Below are 13,224 nucleotides of genomic sequence, written 5' to 3' on the forward strand. Positions count from 1 at the left end.
ACAAACGGATTCAAGACCGGTCATAATGACTGAACTGCATGGTGAAGGTGCCTCTTCCGTGGGTGACCGAACGAAGGGCCGTGGAATATCCGAACATCTTGGACAGGGGCACACTCGCGGTCAGGACCTGGATCACGCCGGTACTGGAGATCTGCTCGATCTTTCCCTGCCTGGCATTGAGATCGCCGATCACCTCGCCGGTGAATTCCTCCGGCGCCAGTACCTCGGTTTTCATGATGGGCTCTAAAAGGACAGGCTCGCCTTTCTGAAATGCACTCCTGAAGCCCATGTTGGCAGCCGCCTTAAAGGCCATCACATCGGTGAGATTCTCCTTTATCTGAACGCCCAGCAGCGTGGTTTGAACATCGCATACCGGATACCCCAGCAGGGTCCCCCCGGCCTGGGCCTCGGCAATACCGTTGCTGATGGCCTCCACAAAGGCCTCTGTGAGCATCGGATCGTCGCACTGGTTGACAAACAGATTTCCGGTTCCCCTCGGCAAGGGGGATATGCGGATCCGAATGCCTGCAAAATGCTCCTGACCCGCCAGTTCTCTCTTAAAGAGGTTTTCCTCTTCCACCGGCACGGTGATGGTCTCCCTGTATACGACCTGGGGTTTGCCCTGATTCACGGGAACCAGATATTCCCGTTTAAGCCTTCCCACAATGATCTCTATGTGCAATTCACCCATTCCGGAAATGAGTGTCTGGCCGGTCTCTTCATCGATCCTGAACTTGAATGTGGGATCCTCATCCGACAGCTTTTCCAAGGCATCCAGAAGCCTGTCATGATCCTGTACGCCCTTGGGCTCCACAGCCACACTGATCACCGGCTCATTGAACTGGATCGTCTCCAGCAGGATGGGGTGCGCTTCGTCGCACAGGGTATCGCCGGTGCTCGTGAGCTTGAGGCCCATTGCCGCAACAATATCCCCTGCAGAGGCCTCTCCGATCCGTTCCCGCTTATTGGAATGCATCTTCAGCAAGCGTGCGGGCTTTTCAGTAAGACCCCTCCCCGGATTGTAGACCGGACTCCCGGCCGCTATTGTGCCCGAATAGACCCGCAAGTACGTCATCTTTCTCCCCTGGTCCATCATGACCTTGAAGGCGAGGGCGGAAAAAGGTCCCTTGGCCTTTGGGGGCCGGGATTCCACTTCCCCTGTCAGAGGATTCATTCCGGTGATGGGTGGAACATCCAGGGGTGACGGCAGGTAGTCTACAATCCCGTCAAGAAGGGGCTGGATGCCCTTGTTTCTCAAGGCGGCCCCACAAAAGACCGGGACCAGTTTCATGTGGGTAACGGCCTTACGAATGGCCGCTTTGAGTTCCTTAACCTGGACCTCCTCTTCCGCCAGATACCGCTCCATAATGAGATCGTCCTTATCCGCCAGTGTCTCCAGAAGCAGATCTCTGTAACGGTCAGCCTCCGCGGCCATTTCCTCCGGTATCGGCACCATAGCCAATCTCGCACCCAGAGAATCGTCTTCCCAGAGGATAGCTTTCATGTTGACAAGATCGATCACTCCCTTAAAACTGTCTTCCACCCCCCAGGGCAACTGCAGAACCAGGGGAACCGCGGCCAGTCGGTCCTTGATCATCTGGACGGCCCTGAAAAAATCCGCGCCGATCCGGTCCAGCTTGTTGACGAAGGCAATCTTGGGGACCTTGTATCTATCGGCCTGATGCCACACCGTCTCAGATTGCGGTTCCACGCCCCCCACTGCGCAGAAGACGCCGATGGCCCCGTCCAATACCCGGAGGGAACGCTCCACCTCAATGGTAAAATCCACATGACCGGGGGTATCGATGATGTTGATGGTATGCCCCAGCCATTCGCATGATGTTACGGCAGAGGTGATGGTGATGCCCCGTTCCCTCTCTTCCACCATCCAGTCCATGGTGGCCTCGCCGTTGTGGACCTCGCCCATCTTGTGAACACGGCCCGAGTAGAAAAGGACACGCTCCGTCACCGTGGTCTTGCCCGCATCGATGTGCGCAATGATTCCGATGTTTCGAGTATTATTTAGGGATGGACCTTTTGCCATGATAGATCACTTTTTCTGTTGTCACCATATGGTTGCTCAATTCATAAAAGCAACTCGGGGTGTCTGCAGCAATTCTCATCTTAAGACGGGAGGAAGCGGCTTTCCGGTCCCGCCGGAGCAGGATGGCAGAATGCCGCTCTCAACCGTTTTGGGACAAAAACAGATATTGTAATGAGAATTGCTGACTTGGCGGTTGCTTTGTTGACATGAAGGAAAAATCTAAGGTATCTTCATTCGCCTGTCAAGCGATAAGATCTTTATTTCGGGAGAACATGCCTTGAAACAGCCACCCTGCCCCGCAAAAGAACCACCGGATCAGCCATTCATCCCCTTCACCCATACGGGTCGACGGTTGCTGGAGATGTTCCAACTCCTCCTGGCCCATTTCGGTCCTCAGAACTGGTGGCCGGCAGAAACGCCCCTGGAGGTCATGATCGGGGCGATCCTCACCCAGAATACCAACTGGACAAATGTGGAAAAGGCCATTTCAAATCTCAAGGGCAAGGGGCTCATCTCCCTCGATCGTCTGGCTTCTCTGCCGACAGCGGAACTGGCTCAGGAAATCCGTCCGGCAGGCTATTATAACATCAAGGCAAAGCGGCTGAAGAATCTGCTCAATTACATCGCCGATCAGTACGACGGAGACCTGGCATATTTTTTCAATCAGGAGACCGATGCCATCAGAGAGGGGCTGCTCTCCGTCAACGGTGTGGGGCAAGAAACCGCGGACAGCATTGTCCTCTATGCCGCCAACAGGCCCCTCTTTGTGGTGGACGCCTACACCCACCGGATACTGAGCCGGCACAGCATGGCCCCGGAGGAGGCGACCTACCACGACATACAGTCCCTCTTTATGGACCATCTCCCCGAAGAGGTATCCCTGTATAACGAGTTTCATGCCCTGATCGTGCTGACCGGAAAGCACTACTGCCGCAAAAACCCGCTCTGCCCGGAGTGTCCCCTGCACCGATGGGAGGAATCCGAGTAGATATCGGCCCCAAAGGCCGGTGTTATATTCCCCGATGCGGCCGGAACCACGACTTGAGACGGGCGGGCCAGTAACGTAGACTCCGCACCCTGTTCAACGAATGCCGGGCCGACATGATCTGTTTCTCATTGGGCTGAGTCACGCCATAAACACTTTGATTATACAGTTCCACAATCCATGAGATATCATTTCCAAGGGTCGGGAATCGTCTTGCCAGATGAACGCCGTATTCCAGCGGCGTTTCATTGGGGGTACGGGGCAGCCCGCAAATTTTCAAAAACAATCACAAAAAACCGCCATATCGCAAGAGAGATGCACCAGCGTTTTCAAACGTCTCCATCATTCCCTCAACCGCCCTTCAAGGGACGGCGGGTTGACAGGACACGGCAAAGGAAATAGGGTAATCCTAAATGGGCATAAACCTGGGGTTGCCATATGTATCTGAAGAGACGATTCGTCAATCATGAAAGACATTACATCCTCTGCGAATCCTACTGGGATGTGGATTGCTGGAGGTCCCGCCAATTGATGGACCTCGGTCCCGACCCTGAGCAGCACGTTGTCTATCCTGGGGGCAACAGCTTCTACGTGGACCAGGTCCTGGAAGAGCGGCTTCAGGCCAAGGGGAGCCCTGTTGACAGCGATGCGCTGGAAGCGCTCTTCATGCCCTTTATCGATCCGAGAATACGCAGGATCGTGGAGATGTTTCAGCGGCCCAAAAACCGCAGCGGCCGCCATTCCCGGCTGAATCGAGATGAACTGATGGCGGCGCAGCAAAGGCTCCATCCCTTTGACAAGCGCCGGCTTCACTATCTCCGTTGCGGAAGAGTGGACATCGGGAATCTCGATGCACGGCCTTGGAAGTTCCTGAACATACTCCTGGATAAGAGCCGTGATGAACTTGAGCACCTCCTTGAAGAGATGGAAAGGGATCTGCCGCCTCACGAGATGGGGGACTATATTTATACGGCCCTCCACATGCAGCGTCATTTCAGTCATCTCCTGACCCGGCATCACCCGGCATTCCTGGGGTCGGAGAAACTGGATGCATATCTCCTGGAAGACCTCTGCCAACTGAACCGGGATCCGGAATTTTTTATGGGAGTAGGGCGTTATGACCCGGATACCCTCCATCCCTATCTCACCAAGTACCTGATCCTCTATTTTGACAACCCCTTCGATCCGCAGAACATCTGGCAGGAGACCGTCGAGGACTTCATCAGGAAACACCGCTTTCACAGTCCCCCCCGGTCCCGAGCCCCGGAGTTCATGCCGGAGGTGGAGGCCTGTCGCTGTCTCGGCATCCTGCCCGAGGATTTCAAAAAAATGGACCGGAAGGCCCTGCGTCGCTGTTACCGGAGGCGTGCCAAAGAAAGCCATCCTGACCAGGGGGGTGATGAAGGGACCTTTATTCAGATCACACAGGCCTATGAACGCCTGCGAACCCTGAAAAGCTGACCGGCTGTCTCCCTCCTCCTTTTCCCGCTACCTTTTTGGGATTTGAGACATGATGTATTCGGCGAGCGCCGTAATGGTCAAACTCGGATTGACCCCCAGATTGGCCGGCACAACAGATCCGTCCGCCACGAAAAGATTGGGATAGCCAAAGACCTCGCCGTTCATCCCTGCCACGCCCTTTTTAGGGGATCCGCCCATGCAACACCCGCCCAGGATATGGGCGGTGGTGGATGCATTCAAAACCACCTCAGGAAAGGAACTCAGGGGCGTGCCGTTCATTTTGCGGGCCAGGCGACGGGTGACCTCGTTGGCGATCGGTATGTAGGCGGGCGACCTGAGCATTCCGGAAGGGACGGTTGAGTTCACGCTTCGCCCGCCCAGCCGCCACCATCTGGGGCGGTAATCGAGTCTGAGATAGTTTTCATCCGTCTGCATGACCAGGACCACGGTTGTGGTGGAGGCCATCCCCAAGGGCCATAGAAGTCTGATAAACCGGACCGGATGTCTGGCCACATTTCCCAGAAATCTCACCGGCCGCGGAACCCTTCCACCCCCGTCGGTCATCAGGGTGAGGAGATTGAGCAGGACATCGGATCCTTTATTGTATCGCACCATCTCCACATGGGTGGTGTCGTCCGCATAGATGCCGGAAGTGATGGCGATCTGATCGTTCCAATCCGTTTCAGTATCCCTGGATTTCACTCCGAGCAGGGCCTCGGAGTTGGTGCGGACACAGTTGCCAAGCTGATCCGATAGGTCCGGCAGAAACCCTTTCTGCTGAGATATCATCAAAAGCTTGACCGAACCCAGGACCCCGGCGCTGAGAATGACGCCCCTGGCCCGATAGGTTCTCACAGAATGGACCGGCCTGGTTGATTTTCTGGCGGATATCTCATACCCATTGTTCCAGGGTCTGAGAACGGTCGCTTCGGTCTCGGGAATGATCCGGGCCCCCAGACCTTCGGCCAGGTAGAGATAGTTTTTGTCCAGGGTGTTCTTGGCGCCTACCGGGCAACCCACCATGCAGGACCCGCAAAACTTGCACCCGGTTCGATCCGGCCCCCTCCCTCCGAAATAGGGATCTGGGACGGTCTGTTCCGGCGTGCCGAAGAAAATGCCGACATCATTGACATGAAACGTATCCTTACCCCGCAGTTCCATGCCGACCTCCCTGAGGTATCGGTCGGCAATGCCGATCTGAGGGCTGGGGTTCGCGCCAAGCATCTGTCTCGCTGTTTCATAATGGGGCATCAATCGGGCCTTGCAATCGGGCATGCCCCAGTCCGGTCTCTCAAACACCCCGTCGGGCGGAACCAGTAACTGGTTGGCATATACCAGACTGCCGCCCCCCACTCCCCCGCCATGCAAGATCATGACATGTTTCAACTGGGTCAGCATCTGATAGCCGTAGCACCCCAATCGCGGCAGCCACAGGTATTTCCGTATATTCCAGTTGGTCTCCGGAAAATCCTCCTGCGCCCATCGCTTGCCTTTCTCTAATACGGCGACCCGATATCCCTTTTCAGAAAGACGTAGCGCCGATACGCTTCCGCCGAACCCTGAGCCGATGACGATGAAATCATAATCAAACCCTTGCGTATTCATGTCGCCCCGCGCCTCGATTTTCTGTTGATCTGTTGGTCACGAATGGAGGGCCTCTATGGCCCATTCATCCGAACACGCTTGAATGACCGATCATTTCCAAAGCGGATAACCGCAACCAAAACGGCTGTGTGCTGTCCTGTCATTCCGGCATGCCCTCAGCCGGAATCCAGTCCGCCGTATTTCTGGATTCCGGCCCAAAACCGTGCCGGAATGACGGAAAGGTAAGTGTGCGATTGAAGGATGGCCATATTTTCTTGGTTTTCATGACAGAAGACCAGGGAATAAGGTGCTGAATTACCCGCTCTGACGCTTGCGGTTGAAAAGGGACCTCAGCCCGCAAACGGTTATATCCCCACCAGGTCCCCTTCTCGAAATCGTGCATATCCCTTTTCGGTCATCTTGATGAAGGGGATGGCCGCCGAGGTCAGGGTGCATAAGGTGAGATGGGCGGATTCAAGGCCTGAACCCAGATCCCTCAGAATCTTCTGGAATCTCTTCAACTCTGAGACCAAGGTTCCTATCTCCATGCCGGACACATATCCCCCCGCCTCACAGGGGATCTCCACAAGGGATGTCCCCTCCTTCACCAGTACGGTGCCCCCCTGAATCTCGATAACCCGGTTAATGGCCGTGGCAATATCCCGATCGTCGACCCCTATGGCGATAAGCCCGGAGCTATCCCAGCAGAGGCTGGTGGCTGCGGCCCCTTTTTTCTGCCCCCACCCCCTCACAAAACCGATGAACTTCTCGGAAGCGCCGCTCGCCCTCTCAATGAAGACGCACTTGCAGAGATCGGTTGCCGGATCTGCCGAGAGTTCCCCATCTACCAGGACCGCCGTTGCCTTCCCCTCCCGGGTAACCAGGCCGCCTTCCTGTATATCGATGGTTCGAACATACCCGTTCCCGGCCGAAACCCGTAAGGCTGAAGCGGAGACAGGGGCCACATTCAGCGTCCTCATAAACCGGTCCGGATGGGGGACCCTGGACAGGGGCACGGTACATCGCCCGGTTTCGGCGACCACACGGCCTTTGGATATGACCAGATCCGGCATCATGATGCCCGGTTCCGGCAGGAGGAGGATGTCGGCCATCCGTCCCGGGGAGACGCCCCCCACCAGATGATCGATGCCCAGGTGCTCTGCCGGATTGAGGCTCGCCATCTGGACCACCCGCATAAGGTCCAGCCCGAGATCAACCGCCTTTTGGATCACATCCACAAAATATCCCCTCTCCACCAGGAGTTCAGGGCTGATCCCGTCCGTCACCAGGCCCACCCGTCGCATGTCCAGCGCATTCCCTATGGAGGAAATGATTTCGAGGTCGCCCCGGATGTAGCCTTCTCGAACCATCACAAAATAGCCCAGCTCCAGCCGGGACAGGACATCTTCGGTTGAAATGGCCTCATGACAGGATACGGCCCCGGCAGCGGCATAGGCGGCAAGTTTTCTGTCAAAGGCCCCGGCGCCGTGCCCCTGAACAGACTTTCCGGCCCGACGGGTTTCTTGAATGAGTTCCAATACCCGGTTGTCAGGGGTCAGGACGGCCCCCTGCCAATAGGACTCCCCAAGCCCGATGACGAGGTCGGACGTCAGAAGCCCTCTGGCCTCTTCCCGGGTGATGCACCAGGATCCGGAGGCCGGGCTGAGGGTGATCATTGGCGGTATCAGGCTGTAGATCTTGACCGGCCGGTCGCGGGTCTGCTCCAGGAAGACCCTGAAGCCTTCGGCCCCCAGGGCAAAGGCATAGCTTTCCGCTTCGGTGATATAGGTGGTCGTCCCCCCCGGGATTGCATGGGCCAGAAAATCGGTCAGATCAAAGAGGTAGGGTAGATGGGTATGCGCATCGATATACCCGGGGGATATGATTCTCCCATCCGCCTGAATCACCTCAGTATGATTCCCGATGCAATAGGAGGCATCCGGCCCCACATAGGCAATCCACTCGTCTTTGACAGCCACGGACCTGTGGGGGAGCATCCGTCCCGTGTAGACGTCCAGCAGCGTGCCGTCCTGAATCACCATATCGGCCGGTTCATTGCCCAGGGCCGTCTCCACCAGTTTTCGATTGGGAACGTCGGCGGTCATCTTCATCTATTTCGGTCATCCTTTCGCTTGGGTCTGAGATGCAGTCGATCATAGGAGAAACAGTGCCCGGTGTCAAACAGACATAACGATCGGGGTCACAGAATGCCTCTCCTTGAAGAGATGATGTTCGGTGAATATTCGTTGATAAAGCTCAAGCCGGCCTTGCGGGGGAGATCTTCTGTCTTATCTTGATGCCATCACATACACCTTAACCCTGCAACGCAACTTGCCACTCCGTCATTGCGACGAAGGCCGGAATCCAGCCAGAGGGAGATGCAAGATGGCTTATTTTTGGTTCGGTGCTTACGGCATGACAGGATGCAAAATAGGGTTATCACGGTAACATTCGTTGTAGGGTTAATATCCTCGGAAAGAACATAATGAGAAAAGATAAAGATCGAACGCCTGTTGCCCAGGATCTGGTTACAAGGTGCTCCAGATGCGATCTGGAACTGGCGCACGTGGTGGTTTACCACAATCTTGCAGGCATTGTTGACAGGGTAAAATGTAAGACCTGCGGGAGCGAGCACAAATACCATCCTGACAAGAAAAAGGCTCCTGCCAGGACCCTCAAACAGAAGAAACGTCCGGTCCCCAAAAAGAAGGATTTAACCAGGGACTTTGCGAACCTGGCTGAAAAGTTCAAGGAAAAGCCATCAATAGCGTACAGCATATCGGCATCGTTTGAGCCGGACGATGTGATCGACCACAAGACCTTTGGAAGGGGGATCGTGACAAGTGTCTCCCATGAAAAGATGGAGGTCGTTTTTTTCGAAGGACCCCGCATCCTTGCATGCAACCGGTAGAAAACATATCCCTTATTTGGGCAGCCCCCACGGTTGATCTTTCAACCAAATAACCTCATCCCCGGTGTGTTCGCAAATACACGGGAATGGGTTTTATTCAAGGCACTTCCTCCCACGAAAAGGTCCCCTGACGGGTGATGACGTTGCATGCCCTGGCCACAGAGACCGTGTGGTGATGAGACACGTCCATCAGGGCCCAATCCAACCCGGCCGAGGCAACCATCGGGAGGTACACGGCCTCCATCACTCGTCTTTTTTCTTTCGGACCTCTGCCGCTTGTCAGATTGGACAGCCCCACGACGGTCTTGACCGGACAACCCAGGAGTTCCGGCAGCATCCGGATGACCGTCAGAAGTTCCATGGCCTGCCTTGGCCCATCCTCCCACATCAGGGGGACCAGTACCGGATCGATAATCAGCCGCTCAGGTTCAATGCCCTTTTCATGCAATGCCTCAAGTAGCTGAACCGCCAGTGAGAGGCGTTCGTCGGCATTGCCCGGCACCCTCCCGGTTGGATCAAGGAGAAAGCCTATGATATCGCAATCAAACCTTGAGGCGAGGGGGAGGATTTTTTCGATCTTGGCTGGCTCCAATGAAAACCCGTTGAGGATCGGTTTCTGTCTGCATACCCGAAGACCAGCGGCCATGGCCGAAGGATTGGAGGTATCCAGCGAGAGGGGAAGATGACATACCTCCTGAACCGCCTCCACAAGAAAGGCCATTTTCGTTTCACCATCCCGCGTCAGCAGGCCTGGATTGATATCAATGATGTCGGCCCCCGCCTGTTCACAGTGTCTTGCCAGGGCCTGAATAGGCAAGGGGTCCATCTCATCCAAGGCCTGTGCGATCCGTGGATCCGTAATCTGAATATTGTCGGCAATAATCTGCATAGATGACCCTACATCCAAGGCCAGGCCTTATTTACGATATCGGCGCACGGCCTTTTGTCCATGACTCCGGAATTCTGGATTACACCGCTTCGATGGTGGAAGGCGGCTTTGTGGCAATATTGTAGGTGACGCTGACGATGCCGGGGACCTCGCGAATAATGTCGCTGGCAAGTTGTTCAAGGGTTTCGAACGAAAGACGTGTCGGTGTCGCGGTCCGCGCGTCCACGCTGTCCCAGCAGCGCACCTCGATCTGCCGGCCGAAATCCCGCTTGCCGTCGCGCACGCCGGTGACGCGATCTTCATGAAGAATTCCCATGTACTGGAAAGCGCCGGTGTTTTTCAGCAGCCGCTCCACAACGACCGTTGCCTTGCGCACCGTCTCAATGCGTTCCGGGGTGGCTTCTCCGATCACCCGCGCAGAAAGCGCCGGACCCGGAAAGGGGATGCGCTCAAACAGTTCGGAAGGGAGACCAAGCGCCTTGCCGATCTTCCGGACGCCGTCTTTGCGAAGCTGGATCAGCGGCTCGATGATCTGATAGCCGAAGGCCTCCTGTGGATCAATGCCGAGCTGTTCGAAAACATTGTGTTGCCGTTTGATCCCTGCAACGGTTTCATCCACGTCTGTCAGAATCGTCCCCTGAAGCAGATGTTTGGCGCCGCTTTCTTTGACAATGCGCCCGAAGACCGTACTGTAGAAGGTCTGCCGGATCGCTTCCCGCTTCTCTTCCGGGTCGGTGATCCCTTTGAGGGCTGAAAAAAACGCCTCCCTGGCATCCACCACGTCAACCATGACACCGAGGTCCCTGAAAAAACCGACCACCTGTTCGGATTCCCCTTCGCGCATGAGACCGTTTTCGATGAATACGGTCTTCAGCTGATTTCCCAGGGCGCGATGCCCGAGCATGGTCACGGTGGACGAATCGACGCCCCCGGAGAGGGCGTTTATGGCCATCCCTTCCCCCACAGCGGCCTTGATCTCCCCAACCTTTTCCTGGATGAAGTGTTCGGTGTTCAAGTCTTGCACAGCGATTTCCCTGATCATGGGGCATCCTCCTCTGAATGGTGAACTTTTATTTAGAATTCCTGGTATTGTCATACAACAATTCGTCTTGACCTCAAATGGCCACCCATCCCTGTAACAATAAAGGGCTAAACTGTTACTTAGTACCCGAACGGAAACCCGAAAAATCAAGAAACTGTGAAATATGAGAAGAGGTTCTGTTAATGAAAATTTTGTTCCATCAATTTTCAATTTTCAATTCTTGAATATTCAATTGTGCCTGAACGGGGTTTTCGTTCAGGCACTTCTTATACGCACGATGCCTCTGCATACGCCCTTCTCGCTTCAATGACAATCTTGATGCCGCCACTGGGCACCACCACCGAAATGATTAACCCTATGGCGAGGTCAGGAAGGCGTGCCGGCTGGGTGTTGATTACGATGGATACGAATACCTAACAGTCGACGAGGGCGGGCGGATTGGGCCAAGGGGAGGCATTGCCGGATTGTGGAGTCCCGGCCTCTGGTGTGCTGCTGGAGACTGAAAACCCGGGCGTCCTGAAGGGGCAGCCCATAGATGGGCTTGTCCTTATGTGAAAATCCTTGGCTGCAGTCCATCCGGGTCAGCCGGATCATTCCAGAAGGACCTTGTTGAAGCTGACCTCCATGGCACCGGCCGGGCAGGCGGGAACGCACCATTCGCAGGCGCTGCACCGTTCATTGTCAAATATCACCTCCATCTCGGGCCGCTTGATATAAAGGGCCCCCGTGGGGCATACCGCCGTGCAGGCCCCGCACTGAATGCATTTCTTTTCATTGCGCCGGATATCCTGCCCGATGCTCTCCACCTTGATCCCGATGCTCTTCAAGTATTGGACGCCCTTTTGAAAATTCTTCCGGTGACCGCTCAGTTGCAGCACCATCAGACCTTCTTTTCTCGGATAGATGACGGCCTTGAGGATATTGAAAGAGAGATCGAATTTCTTGACGAGATTGACCGCGATCGGTTCATCCACGATCTTTTTGGGAAACCTGAGGGAAAGCATTTTTGAATACATTTCTTTTCTCCGTGGATCGTCAATACCTCTCGATCACCCTCTTAAACCCCGGCAGCGCCCCTTCGATGACCCGGTCCGAGACGCAGTAGGCGATCCGGAAGTGACCCGGACCGCCGAAACCGGTCCCCGGAACGGTCAGGATATTCTCCTCCTGGAGCGCGGCCACAAAGGCCACATCGTCCGCCATGGGCGTCTTGGGAAAGAGATAGAAGGCCCCTTCCGGCTTTATGATGTCGTAACCAAATGATGCCAGGGCCTCGCACAGCCGGTCTCGCTTCTGCTGATAGATCGAAATGTCCACACTCTCGTTGAGGAGCCGCGCAATGGCCCGCTGCATCATGGCCGGGGCATTCACATATCCCAGGACCCGGTTACAGAGGACCATCCCGGACAGGACCATGGCCTTGTCCGAGATCTCCGGATGGGCAGCGGCATAGCCGATCCGTTCACCCGGAAGCGACAGGTCCTTTGAAAAGGAGGTCACCAGAAAGGTCTCAGGATATGCATCAAAGACGCTCGGCACTGAAATGCCGTCATAAACGATCTTCCGATAGGGTTCATCAGAGATGAGATAGATCGGCTGACCGAACTTTCCGGTGTAATGGGTCAGGAGACGGCCCAATTCTTTCAAGTCCTCTTCCGGGTAGACCTTTCCCGTCGGATTGTTGGGGGAATTGATGAGGACGGCACGTGTCTTTTCATTGATGGCCGCTTCCATCGCATCAAAATCAAATGAAAAATCGGGTTGGGTCTCCACCAGCCTCGGCACGCCCTGATGATTATCCAGGTAGAAATTGTATTCCACGAAATAGGGTTTCGGGATCACGACCTCTTCTCCGGGGTTCAGGATCGTCTTCAAGACCACGTTGAGGGCCCCCCCGGCCCCCACGGTCATCACGATCTCATCGGGCGAAAAACGGGGCCTGTTATACGTATTCAGATACTCAGCAACGGCCTGTCGCGTCTCCACCAGGCCGGCATTGGACATGTAGGCATGCTGTCCGGGAGTCGTATCCCTCACCAGATCCTCAAAGACTTCCCGGACCTTGGCAGGGGGTTCCAGATTGGGGTTCCCCAGGCTGAAGTCAAAGACCCTATCGGCGCCGTATCGGGCCTTCCTTTTGGCGCCTTCTTCAAACATCTTTCTGATCCAGGACGATTTTTCGATGGCCCCTTGGATTTTCTTGGATACGGACATACGCTTCTCCTTGATGACTAAGGTGGGATTTCCGGCTCGACAACGGGAATCAAATAATCAGGGGAGTTTGCCCTCTCTTCCTTGCGCCTTGCGC

At 55.4% G+C, this 13,224-nt stretch carries 11 protein-coding genes; 3 read left to right on the forward strand and 8 right to left on the reverse strand.

Features of this window, described 5'->3' with window-relative positions; genetic code table 11:
• Window positions 1–10: 10 nt before the first annotated feature.
• Window positions 11–2,044: an elongation factor G gene (fusA, locus tag K9N21_07050; GenBank protein ID MCF8143658.1), complete on the reverse strand. Its 2,034-nt coding sequence runs from the start codon at window positions 2,042–2,044 to the stop codon at window positions 11–13.
• A 361-nt stretch (window positions 2,045–2,405) separates the two neighbouring features.
• Here fusA and K9N21_07055 point away from each other — a divergent pair, with 361 nt between their 5' ends.
• Complete coding sequence (locus K9N21_07055; GenBank protein ID MCF8143659.1) at window positions 2,406–3,032, forward strand: endonuclease III domain-containing protein; 627 nt, start codon at window positions 2,406–2,408, stop codon at window positions 3,030–3,032.
• 22 nt (window positions 3,033–3,054) lie between these two features.
• On the opposite strand, the gene K9N21_07060 is transcribed toward K9N21_07055, so the two are convergent.
• A complete protein-coding gene (locus tag K9N21_07060) occupies window positions 3,055–3,315 on the reverse strand; it encodes a DUF4129 domain-containing protein (protein ID MCF8143660.1) in 261 nt (86 codons plus the stop codon).
• A gap of 152 nt (window positions 3,316–3,467) precedes the next feature.
• Here K9N21_07060 and K9N21_07065 point away from each other — a divergent pair, with 152 nt between their 5' ends.
• Window positions 3,468–4,490, forward strand: coding sequence for a J domain-containing protein (locus tag K9N21_07065; protein ID MCF8143661.1), 1,023 nt, complete (start codon window positions 3,468–3,470; stop codon window positions 4,488–4,490).
• 27 nt (window positions 4,491–4,517) lie between these two features.
• Here the strand turns inward: K9N21_07065 and K9N21_07070 are convergent, their stop codons facing one another.
• Window positions 4,518–6,095, reverse strand: a complete 1,578-nt coding sequence (locus tag K9N21_07070) for a GMC family oxidoreductase (protein MCF8143662.1) — start codon at window positions 6,093–6,095, stop codon at window positions 4,518–4,520.
• 344 nt (window positions 6,096–6,439) lie between these two features.
• Window positions 6,440–8,185 (reverse strand): amidohydrolase family protein, encoded by a 1,746-nt coding sequence (locus tag K9N21_07075; protein MCF8143663.1) that lies wholly within the window; start codon window positions 8,183–8,185, stop codon window positions 6,440–6,442.
• Between the two features lie 374 nt (window positions 8,186–8,559).
• Between K9N21_07075 and K9N21_07080 the strand changes: the two genes are divergently transcribed.
• Complete coding sequence (locus K9N21_07080; protein ID MCF8143664.1) at window positions 8,560–8,985, forward strand: hypothetical protein; 426 nt, start codon at window positions 8,560–8,562, stop codon at window positions 8,983–8,985.
• A gap of 97 nt (window positions 8,986–9,082) precedes the next feature.
• Here K9N21_07080 and K9N21_07085 read toward each other — a convergent pair whose 3' ends face one another.
• From K9N21_07085 to K9N21_07100, 4 genes are all read right to left on the reverse strand, one after another.
• Complete coding sequence (locus tag K9N21_07085) at window positions 9,083–9,874, reverse strand: dihydropteroate synthase (GenBank protein ID MCF8143665.1); 792 nt, start codon at window positions 9,872–9,874, stop codon at window positions 9,083–9,085.
• Window positions 9,875–9,953: 79 nt separating this feature from the next.
• A complete protein-coding gene (locus K9N21_07090) occupies window positions 9,954–10,916 on the reverse strand; it encodes an ExsB family transcriptional regulator (GenBank protein MCF8143666.1) in 963 nt (320 codons plus the stop codon).
• Between the two features lie 590 nt (window positions 10,917–11,506).
• Window positions 11,507–11,932, reverse strand: coding sequence for a 4Fe-4S binding protein (locus K9N21_07095; GenBank protein ID MCF8143667.1), 426 nt, complete (start codon window positions 11,930–11,932; stop codon window positions 11,507–11,509).
• A gap of 19 nt (window positions 11,933–11,951) precedes the next feature.
• Window positions 11,952–13,130, reverse strand: a complete 1,179-nt coding sequence (locus K9N21_07100; protein MCF8143668.1) for a pyridoxal phosphate-dependent aminotransferase — start codon at window positions 13,128–13,130, stop codon at window positions 11,952–11,954.
• Window positions 13,131–13,224 lie beyond the last annotated feature (94 nt).

This window comes from Deltaproteobacteria bacterium, assembly GCA_021737785.1.
Taxonomy (GTDB): domain Bacteria; phylum Desulfobacterota; class DSM-4660; order Desulfatiglandales; family Desulfatiglandaceae; genus AUK324.